Raw genomic sequence first — 22,379 nt, 5'->3', positions numbered from 1 at the left:
GGACAGGCAGCGGCGTCAATCGTAGAGGTAATATTTCGTCCAGGTATCGCGCGGCACCTTCTGGCCGATCTGAAAATCCAGCGAGCGCACGTTGATGTGATGGGGGCCTGTCACGCAATCGTAGGTGAGATGATACCAGTCGCCCTTGCTGCGGAAGACGGCGCCCGGTGCCTTGATCGAGTTCTCGCCCATGTCGGGGTCGCTGAAGGTGTAGGCGATCACCTTGTCGGGCTTATAGCCGTCTTCAGCTGCGATCTTGCGCATCGCCTCCGTGTCGCAGCTCTGTTCCATGCGCTCGGAAGGATCGAGCTTCTGCAGCTGCTGCTTGATCTTCGGATCGACCGCAAAAGAAGAGGTCGCGAGGCAGACGGCCGGCAGCAGAACGGCGACGAATTTCAGCATGAATCACTAGTCCCTTGCTTATTTCCAAGCCCGAATCAGGCGCAAAACAAGGCAAAAACCCGCCTAAACGCTTGAACAGACTTGTCCCAAGGCTACGGCACTTTGTTAAAGAATGTGGTGACATCAAGGCAACGTGGAGCCACGTTGCCGCATTCCGCTGAATCAGGAAACCATACAGAGGCTTGCTTGCGCGAGGATGGAGGAGGCCAGTTGGCGCTTGATCCGGCGCGTGCCGGTCTCTATCTCTCTTCCACCAGCAGCCTTCACAAGCTTAGAGCAGAAAGCGATCGCCGTGCCGATATTCAAGGATCTTCCCGCCGCCCCCGAAGCCCCGAAGCGGCCGGCCAGCGACACACGCCACGGCATTACCCGCACCGATGATTACGCCTGGCTGCGCGCCGACAATTGGCAGGCCATGTTCAAGGATCCCTCGATCCTCGACGCCGATATCCGCAAGCATCTGGAAGCGGAAAACATCTACATGAACGCTGCCATGGCCGACACCAAGGACCTGCAGAAGACGCTCTTTGCCGAGATGAAGGGCCGCATCAAGGAAGATGATTCCTCCGTTCCCGTGAAGGACGGCCCTTTCGCCTATGGCACGCTCTATGTGACCGGCGGCGAGCAGCCGCATTATTTCCGCACGCCCCGCGATGGCGGCGAGAAGATAGTCCTGCTTGACGGCGACAAGGAAAATGCCGGCAAGTCCTACTTCCGTCTCTCCGGCATCGACCATTCCACCGACCACAGCCACGGCATCTGGGGCTATGACGACAAGGGGTCGGAATATTTCACGCTGAAGATCCGCAACCTCGAAACCGGCGAAGACCTGCCTGATATCGTCGAGAATACCGGTGGCGGGGGCGTCTGGGCGCCCGATGGCAAAAGCTTCCTTTATTCGGCGCTGGACGAGAACCACCGGCCGTCGAAGGTCTTTCATCACGTCGTCGGCACGCCGCAATCTCAGGACAGGCTGGTCTACGAGGAAGACGACGCGGGCTTCTTCATGGGCGTCGGCGGCTCGCTGCTCGACGACTATGTGTTCATCGACATTCACGACCACGAGACATCTGAATACCGCATCCTCTCCACCAAGGACCTGACGGCGGAGCCGAAGGTTGTTGCAGCGCGTGAGACCGGCATCGAATACGAGATGACCGAGGGCGGCGACGTCTTCTACATCCTCACCAATGATGGCGGCGCCAAGGATTTCAAGATCATGGAGGCGCCTGTCGCCACGCCAGAGAAGGAACATTGGCGCGAGGTGGTGGCGCACAAGCCCGGCACGCTGATCCTGTCGCACATGGCCTATGCCCGCCATCTTCTCTGGCTGGAGCGCAAGGACGGCCTGCCGCAGATCATCATCCGCGATCGCCGCAGCGGCGAGGAACATGCCATCGCCTTCGAAGAGGAGGCCTATTCGCTCGGCCTGCAGGGTGCTGCCGAATACGACACCGATGTCATCCGCTTCTCCTACTCGTCGATGACGACGCCGTCGCAGTTATACGACTACAACATGGTGACGCGCGAACGCACACTCCTGAAGACGCAGGAAGTGCCGTCAGGCCACAATCCTGACGACTATGTCACCCGTCGCGTCTTTGCGCCGGCCTGGGACGGCGAACAGGTGCCTGTAACCCTGCTCTATCGCAAGGATACGCCGCTCGACGGTTCTGCGCCCTGCCTGCTCTATGGCTACGGCGCCTATGGCATCACCATTCCCGCCGGCTTCAATACCAATTGCCTCTCACTCGCCGATCGCGGCTTCGTCTATGCCATCGCCCATATCCGCGGCGGCAAGGACAAGGGCTTTGCCTGGTACGAAGACGGCAAGATGGGCAAGAAGACCAACACCTTCAAGGACTTCATCGCGGCCGCCGACTATCTGAATCAAGAGAAGTTCACGTCTTACGCCGGCATCATTGCGGAAGGCGGCTCGGCCGGCGGCATGCTGATGGGCGCGGTCGCCAACATGGCACCGGAAAAGTTCGCCGGCCTCATCGCTGCCGTTCCCTTCGTCGACGTTTTGAACACCATGCTCGACGACACGCTGCCGCTCACCCCGCCCGAATGGCCGGAATGGGGCAACCCGATCGAGAGCAAGGAAGAATACGACCAGATCGCCAGCTATTCGCCCTACGACAATGTCGAGGCAAATCCCTATCCGCCGATCCTGGCGCTCGGCGGCCTGACCGACCCCCGCGTCACCTACTGGGAACCGGCAAAATGGGTCGCCAAGCTGCGCGACAAGACGACGGGCGACGGACCGATCCTGCTCAAGACCAACATGGACGCCGGCCACGGCGGCGCCTCCGGACGCTTCCAGCGGCTGGAAGAGATCGCGTTCGAATATGCGTTTGCGATCAAGGTCGCGGGCAAGATGTGACCGGGAGATATCCGTGACGGCACAGGATGGTAATACCCTAAGGTTTTATGCCACGGAGGCTGTCGCCTACGCATCGAGGGGCGCAAAGCCGAACTACCGCCATCTCGATAGATTCATGTCCGTGTTACCTGCCGGAGGCTCCGTTCTCGAACTCGGATGCGGCGCGGGGCAGGACAGCGAGGTGATGATATCTCAAGGCTTCGATGTAAGCCCCACGGATGGAACGCCTGAGATGGCAGAGGCCGCCGAAAAGCGCCTGGGAAGGCCGGTGGCGCACCTCCTGTTCAATGATCTCGACGCGGTCGAGGCATTCGACGGGATATGGGCAAATGCGTGCCTCCTCCATGTGCCACGGGTCGATTTGCCGGGAATTATCTTGCGCATTCATATCGCCCTGAAGACGGGCGGCGCTTTCTTCGCCAGCTTCAAGGCAGGGGACGCGGAAGGGCGCGACCAGTTCGGCAGGTACTACAATTACCCCTCGGAGAACTGGTTGCGAGAGCTCTATTCGACTGTCGCCTGGGAAGACATTTCGCTCGTGGCGGATCGTGGGGGTGGCTATGATGGCAAGCCAACCGACTGGCTCTACGTGATGGCGATCAAAGGCAAATAGAGCGGAGAAGCCTGGAAAGGAAACGAATGCCCGCCTATGTCGCACTGCTCAGAGCCGTCAACGTTGGCGGTACCGGCGCCCTGCCGATGGCCGAATTGAAAGCGATCTGCGAGGGGCTCGGGTTTACCGATGTCACCACCTACATCCAGAGCGGCAATGTAGTCTTCCGTTCCGATGAGCCGAAGGCAAGCGTCCAGAAGCGGCTTGAGACAGCGCTTGCCGAGAGAATGGGGGCGTCGCCGGGCGTGATGCTGCGCAGCCGGAAAGAACTCGATGCTGCAGCCGGGGGATCGCCCTTTCCGCATGCCAAGCCGAGTTTCCTGCTCGTCTATTTCCTGCCCGAACCGCCGCCTAAGGATGCGCTGGACAAGCTTGTCGCCCCGGATGGCGAAGAGGTGAGCATCGCCGGTCGGGAGATCTATGTGCATTATCCAAACGGGTCGGGCCGGTCGAAGCTGAAGCTTCCCGCGCTCAAGGTCGGCACCTCACGAAATCTCAACACCACGATCAAGCTTGCCGAAATGGCAGCCGCGCTCGAGGATGGTGAGGGATGATCGCCCGTTTAATATCCGGGAAGCGCTAGGCGCTTCTCAACTGTTGATGCGAAGCCTTGCGGAGGCCGGTAAAATCAACCGGGCATACTTCCCCTCGGGCCGCGCTGCCGTTGTAAAGCCTTCTCAGCAATTCGATATCGCTCGCCATGGCATCGCGCTTGGCAAACCAATCGTTCAAGGCTTCAGCCATGATTTCGTCGGTATCGATATAGGTGCTCGATGCGACCGCCCGGCGGAGGGCGCCTGCCTGTGCTTTGGAGAGTTCGACTGTCAGCTTCTCGTTCATTGGCATGTAAACCTCCCGTGGAAGCGTGCGGCGCGCAATATACCACCGGCTCAACGGTCAGACAACGCGCTGTCACAAAGCGTGATGGAACCCCTACATAGGGTGGAAAAGCAGTTTGACCAGTGTGCGAAATACCAGAACCTGATCTGCAAGCGCCCTGGGCTCCTTCAGCGCCTTTGAAATGACGATTCCGCCTTCGACGACGGTCGAGACCATGTCGGCGAGCTGGTCGACATCAAGGGGCTCGCGCGGCGTATGGACTGCCGTGATTTCCTCAAACATGCCACGGAAGCGCCGGCGCCACATCAGTGCCGCCTCGCGATTGATCGCCTGGATTTCCCGGTCGAAGGCGCGCTCGTAATAGCACATGGTCGCGACGAGGCAGCCGGGGTGGCCATTCGGTAGGTCGGCAAGGAGTTCCGAAAGAAGCTTCAGGCCCAGCAAGAAAGATTGCAGCGGATCATCCACGAGTTCGCGGGCGCGGCCGAAGATGTCGTCGTAGATCTTCTCATCGGCCTCGATGTAGCGATAGAGCAATGCTTTGGCGAGTTCGTTCTTGTCACGGAAATGGTAGAAGAAGCCACTCTTGGTGATACCGGTTTCGGCGATCAGTTCGTCGATCGAGGTTCCGCCGAAGCCCTTGGCAAGGACGGCAGCCTCCGCAACTTCCAGGATCCTGACACGCGTTTCTTCACCCTTACGCATTAGCGACTCCTGTACCGGCGGTGCGGTTCCCTAGACCGACTAACCCAAAGTCATCCTCTCCATTTCTCGAAACCTGGCCCTTAAGCCCTTGAATCGGCATAACGATCAAGTTTTCTCGCTTAAGTGTACCGCAAGCCTTCTATTTTAGCATGCGATAATACGCCATCCTCCTGACTATGCCCCACATTGCGAAGGTCAAACGACAAGCGAAAGCTGGAGATCAACATGGCTAAGTATAGGAACAGCCTGCCGCAAATCAGCGATGGATTATTCCTGAGCGACGGGGGCATGGAAACAAGCCTCATCTTCCAGGATGGCGTGGAATTGCCGCATTTTGCATCCGTCATTCTTCTGGAACGGCCGGAGGGACGCGAGCAGCTGAAGCAGTACTATCGGCGTTATCTGGCGATTGCCCGCCAGCACGGGACGGGCTTCATCCTCGATACCGCCACATGGCGCGCCAATGCGGACTGGGGCGAAAAGCTCGGCTATGACGCTCAGGCGCTGAAGGCGCTGAACGAGAGCGCAGTCGATTTGCTGATTGATCTGCGCCGTGAATATGAGCGGCCTCAGGTGCCGATCGTCATCAACGGCTCGATGGGACCGCGCGGCGACGGCTACAAGGCCAGCGACATGGGTGCCGCCGAGGCAGAGGACTATCACAGCGCGCAGATCGCCACTTTCGCCGGCACGGAAGCCGATATGGTGACGGCACTCACTTTAACCAACATTGACGAGGCAATCGGTATTGCAACCGCGGCTAAGAAATACCACATGCCTTGTGTGATCTCCTTCACCGTGGAGACAAACGGTCATCTTGTAACCGGACGTACGCTCCGCGACGCGATCGAGAGCGTCGATGCCGCCACGAATGCGGCACCGGCCTATTACATGATCAACTGCGCCCATCCGAGCCATTTCGAGGGCGTACTCGATCATGACAGCCGCTGGATCAAGCGCATAGCAGGGCTCAGGGCCAATGCCTCGAAAATGAGCCACACCGAACTGGACGAGAGCGATACGCTGGATGCAGGCGATCCTGCAGACCTTGGACGCCGGTACAGCCATCTCGTCAGCCGCATGCCGCATATGCGCGTTCTTGGCGGCTGCTGCGGCACAGATGAGCGGCACATCGCGGCCATCTGCGAGGCCTGCCTGCCGCAGCGAGCGGCAAGCGCCTGATACAAACTAAAAAAAGGAATGGGACGATGACGAAGGTACAACCACAGTCGAACGAGCAGCATGGTCTGCTGCCCATAATCAATACCCTCTTTACGAGGTTACGCTCGCGGCCGACCAAAGGGTTCCCCCACTTCGACACTCTGGATTCGCACACGGAAGAGGATATCGGCTTTCACCGCGACGGACGGCTGCATGAAAAGGATGAGTGGCGGTTCTGACACCTGCCGGAAGCGCTCTCAGGCTTTCAACAGGGTCTCGTAATCCCTGCCGCCGGAGAAGACGTTGGTGATCCAGACGGTTTCAGCCTCGATCGTATAGAGGATCACCACACTCTTTTCGAAGACGGTCATGCGGATACCAGGGCCAAGGTCTTCGCGCGCGACGCCACCGAGAGGGGCGTCGCCGATCCTTGTGCATCGAGCCTGGATGCGATCAAGATAGCTTTCTGTCGTATTTATGTTCTGGCTCTGATCGAGAATATAAGCCGCAATGTCGAGAAGATCTTCGGAAGCCCTAGGGCGATATTCCACCGGATATCGCTTCATAAATCAGCGATGCTTCTCAAAGAAATCGGAAAGCTTGGCCTTCACTTCCTCGCCGGCCAAATTTGGCCTCGGATCATCCAACGAAGCTTTGACGCGCGCCCGAATGGAAGCGATGCGTTCCCGGTGTTCCTCTTCCTGCCGCATCCAGACGCGCATCGCCTCGCGCAGCACTTCGCTGGTGGAGGCGTAGTCCCCCGCTTCCACCCTCGTCTTGATCAGATTCACCATTTCCGTCGGCAACGTGATGCTCAGCTTCTCGTTCATGTCTCTCTCCTATCGGCGGGAGGATAAAGTAGGATTATATCCTACCATCAACAACTGCCTTGCGCCACCTGCCGCGCGACCCTACCTTACCATCATGAGCCTCTCCCTAGACGACAGCACCGCGCTCCAGGCGCCCTTTTCGTTCGACAACAGCTACGTCCGGCTGCCCGCGCATTTCTTTGCGCGGCAGATTCCCTCGACGGCGACAGCGCCGCAGCTGATCAAGCTGAACGAAGCGCTCGCGGAGGAGCTTGGGCTTGATGTCGAAGCCCTGCGCCGCGACGGCGCGCAGATATTTTCCGGCAATCTCGTGCCATCAGGCGCGGAGCCCCTGGCGATGGCCTATGCCGGCCATCAGTTCGGTCAGTTCGTGCCGCAGCTTGGCGATGGGCGGGCGATCCTGCTCGGAGAAGTCGTCGACTGCAATGGCAAGCGCCGCGATATCCAGCTGAAGGGTGCCGGACAGACGCCGTTTTCACGCCGTGGGGATGGCCGCGCCGCACTCGGGCCGGTGTTGCGCGAATATATCGTCAGCGAGGCCATGCATGCGCTCGGCCTTCCGACGACAAGGGCGCTGGCCGCTGTCACCACAGGCCAGCCCGTCTATCGCGAGGAGGTCCTACCCGGCGCCGTTTTCACCCGCGTGGCCGCGAGCCATATCCGCGTCGGCACCTTCCAGTTCTTCGCCGCGCGGGGGGATACCGATGGCGTTAAGGCGCTTGCCGACTATGTCATCGACCGCCACTACCCTCGGGCCAAGGAAAGCATTCGCCCCTATCTCGCCCTGTTCAAGATGGTAGCAGAGCGGCAGGCGTCGCTGATCGCGCGTTGGCTGCATGTCGGCTTCATCCATGGCGTGATGAATACGGACAATATGACCATTTCAGGGGAAACGATCGATTTCGGTCCCTGCGCCTTCATGGACACCTACGATCCGGCAAAGGTCTTCTCTTCGATCGACCGAAACGGACGCTATGCCTATTCCAACCAGCCGGCGATCGGGCAATGGAACCTTGCGCGGCTGGGCGAGACCCTGCTGCCGCTCTTCGATGCGGACCAGGACAAGGCCGTGGATCTGGCGAATGCGATCATCAAGGGCTATGGCGAACGCTTCCAGATCCATTGGCTGGAGGGCATGCGCCGCAAGATCGGCCTTGCGATTGCCGAAGACGGCGATCTCGACCTCATCCAGGCGCTGCTCGCATTGATGCACGAGCAGGAAGCGGACTTCACCCTCACCTTCCGCCGCCTTTCGGCCTCGGCCGAAACCGATGCGAACGAAGCGGCCTTTACAGCCAGTTTCAAGATGCCCGAGGCGGTCAGTCCGTGGCTGACCCGCTGGCACGAGCGTCTCTCTCGCGACCCGCAATCGCCGGCGGAACGGGCGAAAGCCATGCGGCAGGTCAACCCTGCCTTCATTCCGCGCAACCATCGGATCGAACAGGCAATCGAAGCGGCGGTCGAAGACGGTGATTTCTCGCTGTTCGAGGCGCTTCTCGTTGTCCTTGCCAAGCCCTACGAGGATCAGCCTGATTTTGCGCCCTATGCCGAACCGCCGCAGCCCTCCGAACGGGTGCTGCAGACATTCTGCGGCACCTGAGGATCGCTTTCGGAAGGATTGAACGCGCCCGTTGACAGGCCTCCGCGAGGTCCCGGATCAACGGGCTTCGTGCCCGTAAATCCGCTGAAATTCCTCGGTTTTCTATAACCACCACAGCCTGTTTCCGGCCATTGAAAGCCCCATTCTTCGCGCTATCTGCGTTTTTGTCGGATGGCGAACTACTTTTTCCACAACCTTCCGTCGTGTCCTTGCCTGCCTTCGATCAGCGGGAGACTGCGTTCATGGCGATCGTCCTCACCTCCATCCTCTTCATCCTCATTGGACTGGCGCTTAGCGGCGGAGGTGGCTGGCTCATCGCTCTCGATGGCAGCCCGTTTTATCTCTTCGCCGGGCTGATGTTCCTGATCACGGCCGTGCTGCTGATGATGCGGCAGGCCATCGCGCTGTGGGTCTATGCGTTTCTTGTCCTTGCGGCCCTGATTTGGGCGATATGGGAGGTTGGCTTCGACTGGTGGCAACTCGGTCCGCGCGGGGGCCTCATCATCCTCCTGGGGCTGTGGCTGCTGACGCCGTGGATCCGCAGGCCGCTCGGCTTTCGAAGCTCGACCGGGTACTATCCCGCCAATCCGTGGCCGCTGGCCGTTCCTGTCATTCTCGGCATCATTGCAGCGGGTTATTCGATGACGACGGATCGGCACGATCTCGAGGGGTCCCTGCCCGGTGTCGTCACGGCGAGCGCTGCACCTACTGACAGCGTTCCGCCCGGCGAGTGGCACCAGTATGGCCGCACGCCGCTCGGCCAGCGCTACTCGCCGCTCGACCAGATCACGCCCTCCAACGTCGCCAGCCTGAAAGTGGCCTGGCAATATGAGACGGGCGACAAGCGGCGGCCGGACGACGTGGGCGAGACGACCTATCAGGTCACGCCTCTGAAAATCGGAGACACGCTCTACCTCTGCACGCCGCACAATTGGGCAGTCGCCATCGATGCGGCGACCGGCAAGGAGAAATGGAAATACGATTCCAGTTCCGGCATGAACCCCAACCGCCAGCACCAGACCTGCCGGGGCGTCACCTACTATCACGAACCATCGGCGGCACCGGGAACGCCCTGCGCCGATCGCGTCTACCTGCCGACCTCGGATGCCCGGCTGATTGCGCTTGATGCCGCCAATGGCCGGGTCTGTGCCAGCTTTGCCAACAAGGGCACGCTCGATCTCACCCAGAACATGAAGTTCAATCCGGCCGGCTATTATTATTCGACATCGCCGCCCGTCGCCGTCGCCGGCAAGATCATCGTCGGCGGCGCGGTCAACGACAATTATTCGACGCAGGAGCAGTCCGGCGTCATCCGGGCTTTCGATATCAACACCGGTGCACTGCTCTGGAACTGGGATTCGGGCAATCCCGACCAGACGGCGCCGCTGCCGCCCGGACAGACCTACACCACCAACTCGCCGAACAGCTGGTCGGTCTCCAGCGTCGACGAGGCGCTTGGGATGATCTATGTGCCTCTCGGCAACCAGCCGCCCGACCAGCTCGGCATGAACCGCAGCGCCAATGTCGAGAAATACTCGTCCTCCGTCGTCGCGCTCGACATCAATACCGGATAGGCCAAGTGGGTGCGCCAGATGGTTCATCACGACCTTTGGGACATGGACGTGCCGGCTGAACCCACCCTGCTCGACATCACGAAGCCCGATGGCAGCACTGTGCCTGCCCTTGTCGCCGCCACCAAGCAGGGCGATATCTACGTTCTCGACCGACGTAACGGCCAGCCGATCATTCCGGTCAGGGAGGTGCCCGCACCCAGCGGAACCATACCGGAAGACCATTCGTCTCCGACCCAACCCTTATCCTCGCTGAGCTTCATGCCCGATCCCTTGAAGGAGAAGGACATGTGGGGCATCACCCTGTTCGACCAGCTCGCCTGCCGCATCCGCTTTCATCAACTCCATTACGAAGGCCGCTACACGCCGCCGTCGCTGCAGGGCTCGATCATCTATCCCGGCAATTTCGGGACCTTCAACTGGGGCGGCATTGCCGTCGATCCGGAGCGGCAGATCATGTTCGGCATGCCGACCTATCTCGCCTTCACCTCGCAGCTCGTTCCCGCCAGCCAGATTCCGCCGAAGGGACAGGACGAAAAAGCCAGCGAAGAAGGGCTGAACCGCAATGAAGGGGCGCCCTACGGCGTGTTCATGGGGCCGTTCCTCTCGCCGATCGGCGTTCCCTGCCAGGCTCCGCCATGGGGCTATGTCGCGGGTGCCGACCTTCGCACCGGCCGGATCGCCTATATGCACAAGAACGGCACCGTGCACGACATGACGCCGCTGCCCCTGCCCTTCAAGGTCGGCGTGCCCGGCATAGGCGGACCAATCGTCACCAAGGGCGGCGTCGCCTTCCTTGCTGCATCCGTCGACAATTATCTGCGCGGCTATGACGTGACAACGGGCCAGCAGCTCTGGGAGGGCCGCCTTCCGGCCGGCGGCCAGGCCACGCCGATGACCTATGCGGTCGGCGACAAGCAATATGTGGTGATCGTCGCCGGCGGCCACGGCTCGCTCGGCACGAAGCCCGGAGACTACGTCATTTCCTATACGCTGCCCTGAGCATCCCAATCGGCGATCCACGTCAGAGCGCAAGGCCCGGACAGGCTTGGCGAGTCATTTTCGCGTCAGCCCAAGGGAGATACTCCGATGAAAGTTCACAGCAGCCTGCAGAGCTCTTACACCAGCATATTCCAGTCGCAGCCTAGCAGCGACTCGGATGACGATACCCCGTTTTCTCTTCCGGACGACACCAGCGACCAGCAGCAGCAGCAGTCGAACGCGCCTTCCGTCGCGTCGAGCGGCGTGCCTTCGTCGCTGTCGTCCTTCTGGATCAACCAGGCCGACGATCCGGCATCGACCGACCAACCTGGCACGGACGGTCCGTCAAGCCAGTCTATCGCAGACGAATTCGGCGACCTGGCCAACATGACGCCGGCCCAGAAGATCCGCGCGCAGTATCTCGAAGAACACAATATGACGGAAGACCAGTTCAACGCGCTGCCTTCCGATCAGCAGAAGGCGATCAACGACGCGATCGCCCAGGAAATCAAGCAGAAGCTCGGTGACGACAGCAAGAACGACAGCACCGATACAAGCGACAGCGCCGCATCGGCCCTCGCACTCGTCTGAGACCAACTACGGCATCGCATGAACAAGATAAGGCGGAGATTCGCATCTCCGCCTTATCTATTTGATCTGCAATATTTTTACGGTCAGAAAGTCAGCTCGCCATACCTGACACAAGCTTGCCAACTGCGGCGAAGACGTCGTTCAGATCCTTCATCGGCGCAGTCGCTTCAGCGATGTAGACGGCGACGATGAAGGGGCCGCGATCCGGTGGCCAGATCACGGCGATGTCGCCGAGCGCGCCATTGTTGCCGGTGCCGGTCTTGTCGCCGATCTTCCAGTCCTTCGGGACGCCGGCCCTGAGGCGCGCATCCCCGACCTTGTCGGCGACCATCCAGTCGATGAGATGGTTGCGGGAGGCTTCGCTCAGCGTATCGCCAAGCGTCAGCAATCCGATCGTGTCGAGCATGGAATCCGGCGTGGTCGTGTCCTGCAGATCGCCCTTCTTCGCCTCGTTTAGGTCTGGCTCGCGACGATCCAGCCGGGTCTCGTCATCGCCCGTCGCCCGCAGCCATGCCGTCAGTGCGGAAGGTCCGCCGAAACTGTCGAGCAGCAGGTTGCCTGCCGTATTGTCGCTCATGGTGATTGCGGCTTCGCAGAGCTCCGCGACCGTCATGCCGTCAGTGCCGGCATGCTTTTCGGTGACCGGGGAATAGGAGACGAGCGCATCCTTGCCGAACATGACGCGGCGATCGAGCTTTTCCTCGCCCTTGTCGGCTCGCGCCAGCACGAAGCCGGCGGCCAGCGCCTTGTAGGTGCTGCACATGAAGAACCGCTCGTTCTCGCGGTAGCCGAGGGAAATATTGGTTTCCGTATCCAGCACCGCGACGCCGAGCCTGCCGCCGGTCTTCTTTTCCAGCTCGGCGAGTTGCTTGTCGGCGTCGTCTCCCTCGCCCTCAGTCTTCTGCTGATCCTGCGTGTTTTCATCGGCAGGCGGGGTCGCAGTATCCGCCGGCTTCGTCGGCTGGGCCTGCTCCGCGACGGCTAGGGACGGCGTCAGCGTCAAGGCGGGAAGCAGCAAAGCCGAGCCGGCCAGAAGGCGGCGGCGGGTGATCGACTCAAGCATTGTGAAGTTCTCCGGCAGAATCAGCGGGATAATGCGCTACACGGAGATTATGGCAAGCCTCTGTTGCAGCCATTTTTACGCGGCCGCCGTGACCTCGATCGTCACATGCGAGAGCTCGTGCAGCCGGCCGAGCTTTTCCTTGTAGAAGGCCGGCTCCTTCGGCTCTGGTGTCAGGACGGCGACGATCGCTGCGTGATGACCGGGGCCGACCTGCCAGACATGCAGGTCGGTTATCCGGTCCCTGCCGGTTTCGATCGCACCGCGGATCTCGTCCGGCAGGTCCTCATTGCTCGGTACTACATCGAGCAGCACACCACCTGCCGACCGCATCAGGCTGAACGACCATTGCGCGATGATCAGCGCACCGACAATGCCCATGACCGGATCGAGGAAGCTCCAACCGAAGCGGCTGCCGAGCAGGAGGGCAGCGATTGCGAGAACCGAGGTCAGTGCGTCGGCGATGACATGGACATAGGCCGAGCGCAGATTGTTGTCGCTGCCGCCATGGTCGCCGTGATGATGGTGTCCATCATCGTGATGGTGATCATGACCGTGATCGTGGTGCTGGCCGTGATGATGGCCATGGTGATGATGGTGATCTTCGCCGCGCAGCAGCCAGGCGCTGGCGATATTGACGGCAAGGCCAACCGCCGCAATCAGGATCGCCTCCTCGTAGTTGATCGCGACAGGGTGCTGAAGGCGCAACAGGCTTTCCCAGCCCATCAGCAGCGCGACCAGCGCCAGGATGATCGCGCTTGCAAAGCCGGCGAGATCGCCGAGCTTGCCGGTGCCGAAGGTGAAGCGCGGATTGCGCGCCTGCCGGCGGGCATAGAGATAGGCGACGGCGGAAATCAGAAGCGCGCTCGCATGCGTCGACATGTGCCAGCCGTCGGCGACCAGCGCCATGGAGCCATAGACCGTTCCGGCGCCGATCTCGACCACCATCATGGCTGTCGTCAGCGCAATGACGAGCCAGATGCGGCGCTCATTGCGCTGGTGATCGTCGCCGAGAAAGACGTGATCGTGGCTCAGGGCTTCATGTCTCACAGCATCGGAGGAAACGCTCATCGCTTCCAGCTCCTTTTTGAATACGCAACGACTCGAATGCGCGACTATTTGAACGCGATTGGGATCAGCGCAGATAGGTCTTCAAGACATCCGATATTTCATCGACGGCCTGCCTTCGGGCCTCGTCGGTTTCCGCCTGCAGAACATGCTCTTCGAGATGATCTTCCAGAATTTCGCCGGTCAGCCCCGTCAATGCGCCACGGATCGAAGCCAGCAACTGCAAGACCTCGCCGCAGGGCCGCTCGCTCTCCAATGCACGTTCGACCGCCTCCATCTGGCCTTTCAGCCGGCGGACGCGGGACAACAGCTTGGTCTTCTCACGAATGGTATGCGACATGGCGATCTCGATCTATAATATAGGGGGGTATAGTATATTTTTCATCTGATGGAAAGACCCGGCCTGCCCCCGTCACGGCTTGACAAAGCTTCGGTTTGGGATCATGAAGTCTGCCATGATCAAGCACGCGCCCCACAATCGCTCGTATTTTTGGCTGTACCTGTAAAGGGCGGCCGACAGATCATCATGTCAACAAGCCGCCGTCAGGCGGCTTTGTTGTATGCGACAGCGTCCTGACGGCAAAACTAATAAGGACGCAGACCGCAATGCTCGACGATAGCGAAATCTCACTTCTCCGCCCGCCTGTTGTTACCATCCGCGCCGCCAAATCGCGCGACCTTCCCGAGCTCAACGAGATGATCCGGATGCTTGCCGCCCATCACGGCGATGCGGCCGCGATCACGCCCGACCAGCTCGAGCGCGACCTCTTCGGCCCCGTTCCGTGGATCACGGCCCTGGTCGCGGAATCGGATGACGGCCTTCTCGGCTACGCCATTCTCGTGCCGCTCTACAGGGCACAGGACGGCCAGCGCGGCATGGATCTCCACCACCTCTTCGTGCGCGACGGCCACCGCAGCCACGGCATCGGCCAGCATCTCGTCGACCGCGCCCGCGAAACCGCCCGCAAGGCCGGCTGCGGTTACCTCTCCGTCAGCGCCGCCACGGGCAATGTTCTCGCCCACCGCTTCTACGAACAGATGGACTTCAAGCCGCGCCCTGTTACGGGCATGCGCTATTTGCAGGCCCTGGCCTAAGGGCCCGGCGACGGACATGACGGCAGGAGGAAGGCGCCGCCTTCCTTCTTCGTGGTTGGAGCCATTTGAGCGTTCCACCGAATTTGACAGGCCTTGGCTTTCGCCGGCAAGCGGCCGGTAAATCCCCCACTTTCTACAGCCTTTTCTCTCGTTCGATCAGGACGAAACCGGACATCCGACAAAAGACCCTTGACGATAAGAGTATATGCTCCTACATTCACGTCATTAAGAGCATATGCTCTCAATTACAACGGAGACACGATCATGAGCGAAGCTGAGATACTCGTAAGCGGTGCAACGGGACGGACCGGAGGCGCTGCCGTCGACGAACTGCTGAAGCTGGGCAAAAGCGTGCGCGCCTATGTGCGCTCGGACGACGAGCGGGCGGCGGCGCTGAGGTCTCGCGGGGTCGACATCGCGGTCGGCGATTTCACCGATATCGATCAGATCAGGGCGGCCATGGAAGGCATCCAGTCGGCGTATTTTCTTTACCCGATCGCACCAGGGATCATTGGCGCGGCCGCCTATTTCGCGCAGGCTGCAAAGGAAGCCGGTGTTGGCGCCATCGTCAACATGTCGCAGATTTCGGCACGCCGCGAGTCGGCAAGCCACGCAGCGCAGGACCATTGGATCTCCGAACGGGTTTTCGACTGGTCCGGCGTTCCGACCACCCACCTTCGCCCGACGTTTTTTGCCGATTGGCTCGCCTATCCTCATTTCGCAGGGGATATCTGGGCGGCGAAGACGATCTCCTTCCCCTTCGAGAACGGGCGGCACGCGCCTATCGCCTCCGACGATCAGGGCCGAGTGATCGCTCATATCCTGGCTAATCCGAAGGGCCATGAAGGCAAGATCTATCCGCTCCATGGTCCGGTTGAGATGAACTACACCGAAATCGCCGCCATCGTCAGCGACGTGCTTGGCACGAAGATCGAGTATGCGCCGTCTTCGATAGAGGCGTTCAAAAACAAGATGGAAAATCTCTTCAAGTTCCCGCCGTTCCTTGTGCAGCATCTTGTCGAAGTCGCCCAGAATTATCGCGACGGCATCTTTGCGGGCACCAATGATGTGGTCGAGCGGATCACCGGAACGCCGGCACTTTCGGTCCGGCAGTTCGTTTCCAACAATCGCGCCGCCTTCGTTTAATCGGCGCCAAGACAAGTCGGAGACTTCATAATGTCACATGCTCAAGAAGAACGTCATCCCTTTCTGGATGACCTGACTGCGGACGCGGAACTCGTAAGCTCCGTCTTGCGCGGTCCCGTCATCGGACGCGACCAGATCAGGCTTGCGGTCAACGCCGTTGGAAGCTTTTACGCCTCGCAGACGCCAACATACCTCCAGACCGTCGGCTCCCGCCTCTTTCTCGAATATGAGGCCGTTTTGACCAGCGGGGAGAAGCTGACCGCGGTGGCGGTCGTCGATCATGCGTCTGATGGCTCGGTACCGCGGGTCAGCGTGCGCATGAGCCCGCTGACCGCTGTTCTGTCGCTCGCCACCCATTTGCGTGAAGCGCTTTCGAGCCAAGTGCCGGAAGAGCTTTTTCTCTGAACCCAACCAAACGCCGGGCCAGCAACCGAACACCGCGTACGCTGACCTGGGCTTCCTGAAAGGAAATTCGTTATGGACGTCGCCAACAACACAGTCTTTATCACCGGTGCCAATCGCGGCCTGGGCCTGGCCTTTGCACGCGAGGCACTCCGCCGCGGCGCATCGAAGGTCTACGCAGGCATGCGCAATACGAACGGCTTCAACGAGCCGGGCATTGTTCCGGTCAGGATCGATGTGACGGACAAGGCATCGATCGCTGCAGCCGCGGAACTGGCGGCCGACACCGCGCTGCTGGTCAACAATGCCGGGATCGCCGCCCTGATCGACAGCCCCTTGGCAGATGATGTCGAAGAGCAGTCGCAGCGTCTCTTCGATACCAACTATTACGGCGTGGTGCGCGTCTCGAAGGCCTTCGAGCCGATCCTGTCGGCTAAGCCCCAAGCCGCCATCGTCAACGTGCTGTCCGATATCGTCTGGCTTCCGCGGCCTATTCTGACCCCTTATGCGGCTTCCAAGGCGGCGGCGTGGAGCTATACGAACCAGCTGCGCTTCCACCTTCGCGACCGCGGAATCCAGGTCCTTGGCCTGCATGTCGGCTTTTTGGATACCGACCTGACCAACGGCATCGACGTGCCGAAGAGCAGCCCGGACGACGTGGTGCGCCAGACCTACGACGCGCTCGCCGCCGGCAAGAGCGAGGTCATGGCAGATCGTGGCACGACCTTGCTGAAAAGCACGCTTGCGGACGAAGTGCCCGGCTACATCACCCCGCCGGAAGGGGTATTTTAACTCCGGCAATGGCAGGAGCTACTGGCGCGCGAAGCTTGCCGGGCTTCGCGCCGCGGCACGGCTCCGGTAAAGAACGGACATCGAAAGGAACGCAGAATGTTGTCGGCCAACCAACCGCTTGGGATCGACCAGTGCACCTGCTCCGCCATGAGAAAGGCGAGCCGGCAGATCACGCGGCTTTACGACGGCCATCTTGCGCCGATCGGCCTGCGCATCACGCAGTTTCTCATCCTGGCGGCTCTCGGTGAGGCCGAGGGCGCCACGGTCAACGTTCTCGCCGAGCGGCTCGACGTCGAGCGGACGGCGATGGGCAAGATGGTCGGCTTCCTGGAACGCGACGGGTACGTGACCGTCACGCCGTCTCCCACGGACGGCAGGGTCCGCATCGTCGAACTCACCGAGGAGGGCCATCTTCTGCATAAGAGAGCGGAGCCTCTCTGGGAGAAGGCCCAGCAAGAATTCGAGCAGATGAACGGCGCTGCCAATGTTGCCAGTCTGCGGGAAGGATTGAGAGAGATGGCGGTAGGCGAGCCCGCGAAGGTCTCATCGGAGGACTGAGGCTTTGATCGAGCGGCTGGGCAGCCTGGAATTCTCTCCGAAAAGGGCGTTCCTTCTTCGTGGTTGAGGCCGCCTGGGCATCTCATCGAATTTGGTTGCTGTAGTTTTGTGCCGGAAGCGGTCGCAGCAATGCTGCGATGAAACCAAAGGAGAGGATGGCAAGCCCACCCAGGACCGCGACCAGGCCAAGTGAAAGCGCAATACCGATCTTCGCCATCGCGAAGGCCAGCACGAACGGCGCCAGGGCGGAAAGAATCAATCGCGCCGCCATCGTCTTGCCCTGAAGCTTGCCATAGCCATCGCTGCCGAAAAGGTGAAGCGGAAGCGTACCGCTGACGATACTCAACAAGCCGTTGCCCATGCCGAAGATCACGGCGAAGAGCATCGCACCCGCTACGGATGGGGCCGAAAGCAAAAGCACCAATACACCGCCGGGGATCAGCATCGCCGCGATCACCGCCAAATGAACTGCGGGCAGGTTCTTGCCGAAGACCATGTTGATCAGCCGGCTGGCGACTTGCGAAGGACCAAATAACGTACCGACCAAGGCGGCGGTTGCACCGAGCCCAAGCCCGGACAGCAACGGTACCAGATGCACCAGCACAGCCGAGCTGACCAGCGACATGAGCGAGAAGCCCGTGACCATCACGGCAAAGCCGATCCGGCGTTGCGAAGGTGGCAAAATACCTTCCAGACGTGGAGAGACGGTCGATACCACTGCTCGGAACGTGGTCGGTCCAAGCGACAGCCATGCATGGGTCGGCAAGCAGATAAACAGGTTGAGGGCGGCAAACACCAAATAGACGCTCTGCCAACTCAGATATGCATGAAGGGCTGTGGTGACCGGCCAAAATATCGTCGAGGCGAAACCGGCAATCAGCGTCAGATAGGTAATGCTGCGGGAAGCGACATGTGGTCGAATTTGCACAAGCAGCGCAAAGGCCGCCCCGTACTGAACGAGGTTGGCGGCGACTTCGACGGCAATAAGTGCGACCACATAGACCGCTCTGTTGGGAGCAAAGGCGCAGACCGTCAGAGCGAGAGCCGCAACCAGCGAACCTATCGTCATCGCCCTGCCTGCGCCGATCCTGTCGAACAACACACCCAGCCACGGCGCCGTGAGGCCGCCAACCAGAAGCGCTGCCGAGAGCGCGCCGAAGACCCATTCGCGCGACCAGGCAAACTGCCTCGCCATATCAGGCGCAAGAATGCTGAAACTGTAGTAGAGGGTGCCGTAGCCGATGATCTGTGTGAGGCCGAGCGCGAGCACGGCAGGAAGCGGCACCCGTTCAGACAAGACGCTTGCCCTGGCTATCCAGAACCTGCTCGCCATCTTCCTTGGCGAACGGCCCTTTATGCGTGTCGGGCAGGATATCCAACACCGCTTCCGAAGGCCGGGCAAGCCGGGTGCCGATCGGGGTGATGACGAAGGGGCGGTTGATCAGGATCGGATCCTTCAGCATGGCATCCAGCAATTGGTCGTCGGTGAGTGCCGGGTTGTCGAGGCCGAGTTCTGCATAGGGCGTGCCCTTCTCGCGGATCGCCCCGCGCACGGTCAGGCCCGCATCCGCAATCATCTTGGCGAGTTCATCCCGGCTCGGCGGGTTTTTCAGATATTCGATGATGGCGGGTTCGATACCGGCATTGCGGATCATTGCCAGCGTGTTGCGCGAGGTGCCGCATTCCGGGTTGTGATAGATCGTGACATCCATGGTCATGGAGTGGGTTCCGTCTCGGTGAGAGTTTGAGGATTGCGGGCTTCCATCAACAGCCATCCCGTAAGCATCAGCGCAAGCAATGCACCGAGGACTTCCGCGACGATAAAGCCCGGCAGATCGACCGGGCGGATGCCGGCGAATGTGTGTGTCAGGGATCGAGCGATCGCGACAGCTGGATTGGCAAATGAGGTGGACGCTGTGAACCAGTAGGCTGCCGTTATGTAAAGGCCGACAAGCCACGCCACGGCATCGGAGCGAAACCGCAGACCGGCGAGGATGACGAAGACGAGGCCGAAGGTCGCCGTCACTTCCGCCAGCCATTGCGCGCCGCCGGTTCGAATGGTGGCCGAGGCCTGCAGCAAGGGAAGTGCGAACATGGCATGAGCAAGCATCGTGCCGACAATTCCGCCAAGGACTTGAGCGGCGATATAGATCGAAAGGGACGTGGCGGTCAGCTCCCGGCGGAGCGCGAAAACCAGCGATACGACCGGATTGAAATGAGCCCCGGAAATCGGTCCCAACACGGTGATCAGCACGACAAGGATCGAGCCTGTCGCCAGCGTGTTGGCGAGCAGGGCAAGCGCGGTATCGGTCGTCAATCTGTCCGCCATAATGCCCGAACCGACCACGGTGGCGACCAGAATGGCCGTGCCCAGGGCCTCGGAGACAAGGCGACGCGAGAGCGGAAAAAGAGTCATCACCTCTTTTCCCCAACGGTTCCGCAGCACGCTGCGACCTCCGCTGCCGGCGCGCAGATTTCGGGATGGCCTGCGCAACAGTCTTCCATCAGGAAGCGCACCAACCCTCCAAGCGCATCGTAACTGGCGGTGTAGATGATCGAGCGGGCTTCCCGCTGCTGGCTGATAAGACCTGCCCGATCGAGCTCTTTCAGATGAAAGGAAACGTTCGAAGGCGAAACTTCGAGCCTTTCTGCAATCGTCCCCGCTGCCATTCCGTCGGGGCCGGCAACGACAAGCATGCGGACGATCTGCAGGCGGGTCTCCTGAGAAAGCGCGCCGAACGAAGCGAGGGCTTGACGTTCATCCATAATTCAATAATCCTTGAAATGTTGAAACAAGGAGTACCTCAGATGAATGCGATCGACAAGACCCTATCTTCGGATATCAGCCTCGGCTTTCTTCTCGAAGCTTTGGCCGCCTCCCGCGACTTGCCCTTGGTGTTCCGGTACGATGGTCGGCCTGTGAAGCCGGGCTACCATGTCACCGAAGTCAAAGCAGGTCAGTTTTCGGCACTGGATTGCGGGGCCAACCCGGAAGCATGGGCGGAGGTTTTCGTGCAGCTCTGGGATATCGAGGAAGGAGACCGCACCCATATGCCGGCAGGCAAGTTTGCCGCCATCATTCGCAAGGTGTCAGAGCATGTGCAGCTTGACGGTTCGGCGAAACTCACCTTCGAGGTGAGCGATGGCGTGGAGCCGATGCAGCTCTATTGCGCAGCCACGCCCGTCCTCAGGGACCATGCGGTGCATATCGAGCTGGTTCCGCGGGCGGCGAGTTGCAAGCCACGTGACAGGTGGCTGGCCGAACAGCGCCAGTCGACATCCTGCTGCGGTTCATCCAATTCAGAAAAATGCTGCGACTAATACGTCCTATGGCTGCAAGGGGCCGGCTGCGACTGCCTCCGGTCACCGCAGCGACGGACTGCAGGTGCCTGCATGCCGCCAATCTGGAAATGGCAAACTGGTGCTATCGACGCTTATCCTGTACCCGCCAGCCTAGAAGACAGTCCTCTCGTCAAGCACATTCGACTCTGCTAATCTTAGCCAATAAGCGCGCTATGGGGGAACGGTCATGCGCCTGGGGTTAGCAATCAGCATGGTCGTGTTGATGCCTTTGACGGCCTTTGCCAAGTCTCCATCCGATGTCGCCGACCTTGTAGGTGCGCGTGCCGCCGGGGCCGAGAGCGAGATGCAGGCGCGGGGCTATGTCGATGCCGGCGGCAACAACACGTGGTGGAATGCCGACAGAAAGCAGTGCGTAAAGGTTCGCGTCTCTCAGGGACGTTATGCGGCCATATCGCAGCTCAAGGCTTCTTCATGCGGCCAGAAAACCACGAGCGCTCAAAAGTGCCCTCCCGACCTGTCGCAAGCAGATCTTTATAAGTATCCCGGCTGTAGCCTGTAGTGAGTGTGCGAAAAGCCATCAATGACAGATGGCAATTCCCCGCCCCGCGAAGAAGCGCTCGAAATCGGCGAGCGGGAGCTCGGCATTCTCCCTTGCTGCTGCATCATGGCCGGAGGGGTTGTGGAAGCGGATCGTTTCGGGCGTCGCTGATGTCACCAGCACCAGGTGGCCGCCCTTTGACGGCGGCTCCCTTTCCGGCCAGCGGATAAAGTGATGGACGGAAGCGATGAAGAATTCGGCCTGGGCCAGGATATCGGGAATGTCGCCCGACGAGATGCCGGTGACGACCTTGGCGTTGAGTGCGAAGCGGTCCTTCACGAACTGGACGAAGGGCGCGTAGATCAGCCCCTTGATGCCGCCTTCGGGCTGGACGACGTAGCCGCCATATTCCTTGCATTGAAGCGCGAGCGGAACGATCGGCAAAGCCTCGCCGGTGCGCGCCGCAAGGATCATCTTCAGGCAGGCCATGCCGCAGGCATTGCCAGCCCAGAGCGCATATTCCTCGACATCGGAAGCACCGGAAGATGCCCAGAGCGGGTCCTTCAGCAATGCCGCCTTCGCCCCCTCCTCGACGACGGCCATCGTCATGTCAGGCGTTTCCCATTGACTAAAATAAGGAACCTTCCGCGCCGTCGTCCCATCCATGGCCTTGCCCCTCTACAACCCACATCCAGCGGCGTGCTAATTTCAACCCAAATGCGCTAGAATAAAGGCGG

At 60.4% G+C, this 22,379-nt stretch carries 27 protein-coding genes and 1 pseudogene; 15 read left to right on the top strand and 13 right to left on the bottom strand.

Going from position 1 to position 22,379, the window contains the following annotated elements; all coding sequences use genetic code 11:
- Positions 1 to 15 precede the first annotated feature (15 nt).
- Entirely contained in the window at positions 16 to 402 is a 387-nt protein-coding gene (locus DTW90_RS11245) for a DUF930 domain-containing protein (protein WP_132517565.1), read from the bottom strand.
- Between the two features lie 292 nt (positions 403 to 694).
- On the opposite strand from DTW90_RS11245, the gene DTW90_RS11240 reads away from it, so the two are divergent.
- The 3 genes from DTW90_RS11240 to DTW90_RS11230 are packed head-to-tail and all read left to right on the top strand — an operon-like array spanning position 695 to position 3,955.
- Positions 695 to 2,788 carry a S9 family peptidase gene (locus DTW90_RS11240; protein WP_132517567.1) on the top strand — a complete coding sequence of 698 codons (2,094 nt, stop codon included), beginning with the start codon at positions 695 to 697 and terminating at the stop codon, positions 2,786 to 2,788.
- 13 nt (positions 2,789 to 2,801) lie between these two features.
- Positions 2,802 to 3,401 carry a class I SAM-dependent methyltransferase gene (locus DTW90_RS11235; RefSeq protein WP_246664921.1) on the top strand — a complete coding sequence of 200 codons (600 nt, stop codon included), beginning with the start codon at positions 2,802 to 2,804 and terminating at the stop codon, positions 3,399 to 3,401.
- Between the two features lie 26 nt (positions 3,402 to 3,427).
- Positions 3,428 to 3,955, top strand: a complete 528-nt coding sequence (locus DTW90_RS11230) for a DUF1697 domain-containing protein (protein WP_132517571.1) — start codon at positions 3,428 to 3,430, stop codon at positions 3,953 to 3,955.
- Between the two features lie 25 nt (positions 3,956 to 3,980).
- Here DTW90_RS11230 and DTW90_RS11225 read toward each other — a convergent pair whose 3' ends face one another.
- Together DTW90_RS11225 and DTW90_RS11220 are read right to left on the bottom strand one after the other, a co-directional pair.
- Positions 3,981 to 4,247 carry a type II toxin-antitoxin system ParD family antitoxin gene (locus DTW90_RS11225; RefSeq protein WP_132517573.1) on the bottom strand — a complete coding sequence of 89 codons (267 nt, stop codon included), beginning with the start codon at positions 4,245 to 4,247 and terminating at the stop codon, positions 3,981 to 3,983.
- Positions 4,248 to 4,334: 87 nt separating this feature from the next.
- Entirely contained in the window at positions 4,335 to 4,946 is a 612-nt protein-coding gene (locus DTW90_RS11220) for a TetR/AcrR family transcriptional regulator (RefSeq protein WP_132517575.1), read from the bottom strand.
- 225 nt (positions 4,947 to 5,171) lie between these two features.
- Between DTW90_RS11220 and DTW90_RS11215 the strand changes: the two genes are divergently transcribed.
- Positions 5,172 to 6,128, top strand: a complete 957-nt coding sequence (locus tag DTW90_RS11215; protein ID WP_149338258.1) for a homocysteine S-methyltransferase family protein — start codon at positions 5,172 to 5,174, stop codon at positions 6,126 to 6,128.
- Between the two features lie 26 nt (positions 6,129 to 6,154).
- A complete protein-coding gene (locus DTW90_RS11210) occupies positions 6,155 to 6,346 on the top strand; it encodes a hypothetical protein (RefSeq protein WP_132517579.1) in 192 nt (63 codons plus the stop codon).
- 18 nt (positions 6,347 to 6,364) lie between these two features.
- Here DTW90_RS11210 and DTW90_RS11205 read toward each other — a convergent pair whose 3' ends face one another.
- Together DTW90_RS11205 and DTW90_RS11200 are read right to left on the bottom strand one after the other, a co-directional pair.
- Complete coding sequence (locus DTW90_RS11205) at positions 6,365 to 6,673, bottom strand: type II toxin-antitoxin system RelE/ParE family toxin (RefSeq protein ID WP_149338256.1); 309 nt, start codon at positions 6,671 to 6,673, stop codon at positions 6,365 to 6,367.
- Between the two features lie 3 nt (positions 6,674 to 6,676).
- Positions 6,677 to 6,937 (bottom strand): ribbon-helix-helix domain-containing protein, encoded by a 261-nt coding sequence (locus tag DTW90_RS11200; protein WP_149338254.1) that lies wholly within the window; start codon positions 6,935 to 6,937, stop codon positions 6,677 to 6,679.
- A 94-nt stretch (positions 6,938 to 7,031) separates the two neighbouring features.
- Between DTW90_RS11200 and DTW90_RS11195 the strand changes: the two genes are divergently transcribed.
- The 3 genes and pseudogenes from DTW90_RS11195 (at position 7,032) to DTW90_RS11185 (ending at position 11,680) form a co-directional block, all read left to right on the top strand.
- Positions 7,032 to 8,537, top strand: coding sequence for a protein adenylyltransferase SelO (locus DTW90_RS11195; RefSeq protein ID WP_149338252.1), 1,506 nt, complete (start codon positions 7,032 to 7,034; stop codon positions 8,535 to 8,537).
- A gap of 242 nt (positions 8,538 to 8,779) precedes the next feature.
- Positions 8,780 to 11,110, top strand: a pseudogene (locus tag DTW90_RS11190) (glucose/quinate/shikimate family membrane-bound PQQ-dependent dehydrogenase).
- Positions 11,111 to 11,197: 87 nt separating this feature from the next.
- Positions 11,198 to 11,680, top strand: coding sequence for a hypothetical protein (locus DTW90_RS11185; protein ID WP_149338250.1), 483 nt, complete (start codon positions 11,198 to 11,200; stop codon positions 11,678 to 11,680).
- A 91-nt stretch (positions 11,681 to 11,771) separates the two neighbouring features.
- Here the strand turns inward: DTW90_RS11185 and bla are convergent, their stop codons facing one another.
- From bla to dmeR, 3 genes are all read right to left on the bottom strand, one after another.
- On the bottom strand, positions 11,772 to 12,743 hold the full coding sequence (bla, locus tag DTW90_RS11180) for a class A beta-lactamase (RefSeq protein ID WP_149338248.1): 972 nt from the start codon (positions 12,741 to 12,743) through the stop codon (positions 11,772 to 11,774).
- Positions 12,744 to 12,818: 75 nt separating this feature from the next.
- Entirely contained in the window at positions 12,819 to 13,811 is a 993-nt protein-coding gene (dmeF, locus tag DTW90_RS11175) for a CDF family Co(II)/Ni(II) efflux transporter DmeF (protein ID WP_149338246.1), read from the bottom strand.
- A 64-nt stretch (positions 13,812 to 13,875) separates the two neighbouring features.
- Positions 13,876 to 14,148, bottom strand: coding sequence for a Ni(II)/Co(II)-sensing transcriptional repressor DmeR (dmeR, locus tag DTW90_RS11170; protein WP_149338244.1), 273 nt, complete (start codon positions 14,146 to 14,148; stop codon positions 13,876 to 13,878).
- A gap of 266 nt (positions 14,149 to 14,414) precedes the next feature.
- On the opposite strand from dmeR, the gene DTW90_RS11165 reads away from it, so the two are divergent.
- The 5 genes from DTW90_RS11165 (at position 14,415) to DTW90_RS11145 (ending at position 17,801) form a co-directional block, all read left to right on the top strand.
- Positions 14,415 to 14,903 (top strand): GNAT family N-acetyltransferase, encoded by a 489-nt coding sequence (locus tag DTW90_RS11165; RefSeq protein ID WP_132517597.1) that lies wholly within the window; start codon positions 14,415 to 14,417, stop codon positions 14,901 to 14,903.
- A 264-nt stretch (positions 14,904 to 15,167) separates the two neighbouring features.
- On the top strand, positions 15,168 to 16,049 hold the full coding sequence (locus DTW90_RS11160; protein ID WP_149338242.1) for an NmrA family NAD(P)-binding protein: 882 nt from the start codon (positions 15,168 to 15,170) through the stop codon (positions 16,047 to 16,049).
- Positions 16,050 to 16,079: 30 nt separating this feature from the next.
- Positions 16,080 to 16,454: a hypothetical protein gene (locus DTW90_RS11155; protein WP_132517601.1), complete on the top strand. Its 375-nt coding sequence runs from the start codon at positions 16,080 to 16,082 to the stop codon at positions 16,452 to 16,454.
- Positions 16,455 to 16,526: 72 nt separating this feature from the next.
- Positions 16,527 to 17,243 (top strand): SDR family oxidoreductase, encoded by a 717-nt coding sequence (locus DTW90_RS11150; RefSeq protein WP_149338241.1) that lies wholly within the window; start codon positions 16,527 to 16,529, stop codon positions 17,241 to 17,243.
- Positions 17,244 to 17,339: 96 nt separating this feature from the next.
- Positions 17,340 to 17,801, top strand: a complete 462-nt coding sequence (locus DTW90_RS11145) for a MarR family transcriptional regulator (protein WP_149338239.1) — start codon at positions 17,340 to 17,342, stop codon at positions 17,799 to 17,801.
- Positions 17,802 to 17,883: 82 nt separating this feature from the next.
- Here DTW90_RS11145 and arsK read toward each other — a convergent pair whose 3' ends face one another.
- From arsK to DTW90_RS11125, 4 genes are read right to left on the bottom strand one after another with little or no spacing between them, the layout of a single operon-like run.
- Complete coding sequence (gene arsK / locus DTW90_RS11140; protein ID WP_149338237.1) at positions 17,884 to 19,134, bottom strand: arsenite efflux MFS transporter ArsK; 1,251 nt, start codon at positions 19,132 to 19,134, stop codon at positions 17,884 to 17,886.
- Positions 19,091 to 19,519 (bottom strand): arsenate reductase (glutaredoxin), encoded by a 429-nt coding sequence (arsC, locus tag DTW90_RS11135; RefSeq protein ID WP_149338235.1) that lies wholly within the window; start codon positions 19,517 to 19,519, stop codon positions 19,091 to 19,093. Before arsC ends, arsK begins: the two co-directional genes overlap by 44 nt.
- Positions 19,516 to 20,217, bottom strand: a complete 702-nt coding sequence (locus DTW90_RS11130) for an MIP/aquaporin family protein (RefSeq protein ID WP_149338233.1) — start codon at positions 20,215 to 20,217, stop codon at positions 19,516 to 19,518. Before DTW90_RS11130 ends, arsC begins: the two co-directional genes overlap by 4 nt.
- Positions 20,217 to 20,567, bottom strand: coding sequence for a metalloregulator ArsR/SmtB family transcription factor (locus DTW90_RS11125; RefSeq protein ID WP_132517613.1), 351 nt, complete (start codon positions 20,565 to 20,567; stop codon positions 20,217 to 20,219). Before DTW90_RS11125 ends, DTW90_RS11130 begins: the two co-directional genes overlap by 1 nt.
- 42 nt (positions 20,568 to 20,609) lie before the next feature.
- Here DTW90_RS11125 and DTW90_RS11120 point away from each other — a divergent pair, with 42 nt between their 5' ends.
- On the top strand, positions 20,610 to 21,122 hold the full coding sequence (locus DTW90_RS11120) for a DUF6428 family protein (protein ID WP_149338231.1): 513 nt from the start codon (positions 20,610 to 20,612) through the stop codon (positions 21,120 to 21,122).
- Positions 21,123 to 21,330: 208 nt separating this feature from the next.
- The gene (locus DTW90_RS11115) at positions 21,331 to 21,663 is read left to right on the top strand and encodes a hypothetical protein (RefSeq protein WP_149338229.1); all 333 of its coding nucleotides are present in this window, start codon (positions 21,331 to 21,333) and stop codon (positions 21,661 to 21,663) included.
- 18 nt (positions 21,664 to 21,681) lie between these two features.
- Here DTW90_RS11115 and DTW90_RS11110 read toward each other — a convergent pair whose 3' ends face one another.
- On the bottom strand, positions 21,682 to 22,308 hold the full coding sequence (locus tag DTW90_RS11110; protein ID WP_149338227.1) for a C39 family peptidase: 627 nt from the start codon (positions 22,306 to 22,308) through the stop codon (positions 21,682 to 21,684).
- Positions 22,309 to 22,379 lie beyond the last annotated feature (71 nt).

The organism is Neorhizobium sp. P12A, assembly GCF_008365395.1.
Taxonomy (GTDB): Bacteria; Pseudomonadota; Alphaproteobacteria; order Rhizobiales; family Rhizobiaceae; genus Rhizobium.
The sequence above is the reverse complement of the archived record's forward strand: the minus strand, read 5'-3'. Positions and strand labels throughout refer to the sequence as shown.

What these genes read in the sequence shown, in the direction of transcription:
- DTW90_RS11150 (WP_149338241.1), top strand. Translation starts at nt 16,527, where the DNA reads ATGGACGTCGCCAACAACACAGTCTTTATCACCGGTGCCAATCGCGGC.
- DTW90_RS11125 (WP_132517613.1), bottom strand. Translation starts at nt 20,567, where the DNA reads ATGGATGAACGTCAAGCCCTCGCTTCGTTCGGCGCGCTTTCTCAGGAG.
- dmeF (WP_149338246.1), bottom strand. Translation starts at nt 13,811, where the DNA reads ATGAGCGTTTCCTCCGATGCTGTGAGACATGAAGCCCTGAGCCACGAT.
- DTW90_RS11245 (WP_132517565.1), bottom strand. Translation starts at nt 402, where the DNA reads ATGCTGAAATTCGTCGCCGTTCTGCTGCCGGCCGTCTGCCTCGCGACC.
- bla (WP_149338248.1), bottom strand. Translation starts at nt 12,743, where the DNA reads ATGCTTGAGTCGATCACCCGCCGCCGCCTTCTGGCCGGCTCGGCTTTG.
- DTW90_RS11155 (WP_132517601.1), top strand. Translation starts at nt 16,080, where the DNA reads ATGTCACATGCTCAAGAAGAACGTCATCCCTTTCTGGATGACCTGACT.
- DTW90_RS11200 (WP_149338254.1), bottom strand. Translation starts at nt 6,937, where the DNA reads ATGAACGAGAAGCTGAGCATCACGTTGCCGACGGAAATGGTGAATCTG.
- DTW90_RS11215 (WP_149338258.1), top strand. Translation starts at nt 5,172, where the DNA reads ATGGCTAAGTATAGGAACAGCCTGCCGCAAATCAGCGATGGATTATTC.
- DTW90_RS11165 (WP_132517597.1), top strand. Translation starts at nt 14,415, where the DNA reads ATGCTCGACGATAGCGAAATCTCACTTCTCCGCCCGCCTGTTGTTACC.
- DTW90_RS11110 (WP_149338227.1), bottom strand. Translation starts at nt 22,308, where the DNA reads ATGGATGGGACGACGGCGCGGAAGGTTCCTTATTTTAGTCAATGGGAA.
- dmeR (WP_149338244.1), bottom strand. Translation starts at nt 14,148, where the DNA reads ATGTCGCATACCATTCGTGAGAAGACCAAGCTGTTGTCCCGCGTCCGC.
- DTW90_RS11220 (WP_132517575.1), bottom strand. Translation starts at nt 4,946, where the DNA reads ATGCGTAAGGGTGAAGAAACGCGTGTCAGGATCCTGGAAGTTGCGGAG.
- arsK (WP_149338237.1), bottom strand. Translation starts at nt 19,134, where the DNA reads ATGGCGAGCAGGTTCTGGATAGCCAGGGCAAGCGTCTTGTCTGAACGG.
- DTW90_RS11230 (WP_132517571.1), top strand. Translation starts at nt 3,428, where the DNA reads ATGCCCGCCTATGTCGCACTGCTCAGAGCCGTCAACGTTGGCGGTACC.
- DTW90_RS11120 (WP_149338231.1), top strand. Translation starts at nt 20,610, where the DNA reads ATGAATGCGATCGACAAGACCCTATCTTCGGATATCAGCCTCGGCTTT.
- DTW90_RS11115 (WP_149338229.1), top strand. Translation starts at nt 21,331, where the DNA reads ATGCGCCTGGGGTTAGCAATCAGCATGGTCGTGTTGATGCCTTTGACG.
- DTW90_RS11225 (WP_132517573.1), bottom strand. Translation starts at nt 4,247, where the DNA reads ATGCCAATGAACGAGAAGCTGACAGTCGAACTCTCCAAAGCACAGGCA.
- arsC (WP_149338235.1), bottom strand. Translation starts at nt 19,519, where the DNA reads ATGACCATGGATGTCACGATCTATCACAACCCGGAATGCGGCACCTCG.
- DTW90_RS11185 (WP_149338250.1), top strand. Translation starts at nt 11,198, where the DNA reads ATGAAAGTTCACAGCAGCCTGCAGAGCTCTTACACCAGCATATTCCAG.
- DTW90_RS11130 (WP_149338233.1), bottom strand. Translation starts at nt 20,217, where the DNA reads ATGACTCTTTTTCCGCTCTCGCGTCGCCTTGTCTCCGAGGCCCTGGGC.
- DTW90_RS11210 (WP_132517579.1), top strand. Translation starts at nt 6,155, where the DNA reads ATGACGAAGGTACAACCACAGTCGAACGAGCAGCATGGTCTGCTGCCC.
- DTW90_RS11195 (WP_149338252.1), top strand. Translation starts at nt 7,032, where the DNA reads ATGAGCCTCTCCCTAGACGACAGCACCGCGCTCCAGGCGCCCTTTTCG.
- DTW90_RS11205 (WP_149338256.1), bottom strand. Translation starts at nt 6,673, where the DNA reads ATGAAGCGATATCCGGTGGAATATCGCCCTAGGGCTTCCGAAGATCTT.
- DTW90_RS11145 (WP_149338239.1), top strand. Translation starts at nt 17,340, where the DNA reads ATGTTGTCGGCCAACCAACCGCTTGGGATCGACCAGTGCACCTGCTCC.
- DTW90_RS11160 (WP_149338242.1), top strand. Translation starts at nt 15,168, where the DNA reads ATGAGCGAAGCTGAGATACTCGTAAGCGGTGCAACGGGACGGACCGGA.